At 60.6% G+C, this 490-nt stretch carries 1 protein-coding gene; it reads left to right on the top strand.

Features of this window, described 5'->3' with window-relative positions; genetic code table 11:
• Positions 1–78: 78 nt before the first annotated feature.
• Positions 79–490 (top strand): IS5 family transposase (locus V5F48_RS25000; RefSeq protein WP_394260650.1); only part of this gene is annotated, 412 nt, incomplete at its 3' end.

The raw sequence follows: 490 nt of genomic DNA, 5'->3' as shown, positions 1-490 counted from the left end.
AGAGCCAGATTTAAAAGGAGTTGAGCGATATCAGCAGGTTGTGATTCCCGTTTGGTGCTGAATCAAATGGGGTTTCCGATGGCCTGGACCGATATCGCTCGTGCTGAGCATAACCGTGACCGCCTGCGTTTTCCAAGTGATCTGACCGACCGCGAATGGGCTATTGTAGAGCCGATGATCCCCGGTGCCAGGCGTGGTGGGCGCCCCCGCACGACGGACATGCGCGATGTTATGGAAGCGATCCTGTTCATCGCTTCGAGCGGCTGCCCATGGCGCATGCTGCCGGGCGAGTTTCCGCCGGTTTCGACCGTGCGCAGCTATTTCTACGCCTGGCGCGACAGCGGCCTTCTGGCGACGATCAACCAGCTTCTGGTGATGGCGGCGCGCGAGATCGAAGGCAAGCAAGCCCAGCCCACGGCCGGCATCATCGACAGCCAGAGCGTCAAGACCACCGAAAGCGGCGGGGTTTGCGGATATGACGCGGGCAAGA

The organism is Xanthobacter autotrophicus ATCC 700552, assembly GCF_043194565.1.
Classification (GTDB): domain Bacteria; phylum Pseudomonadota; class Alphaproteobacteria; order Rhizobiales; family Xanthobacteraceae; genus Xanthobacter; species Xanthobacter autotrophicus_F.
Note: the sequence above shows the minus strand (reverse complement) of the source record. Positions and strands in the feature narration are given on the sequence as shown.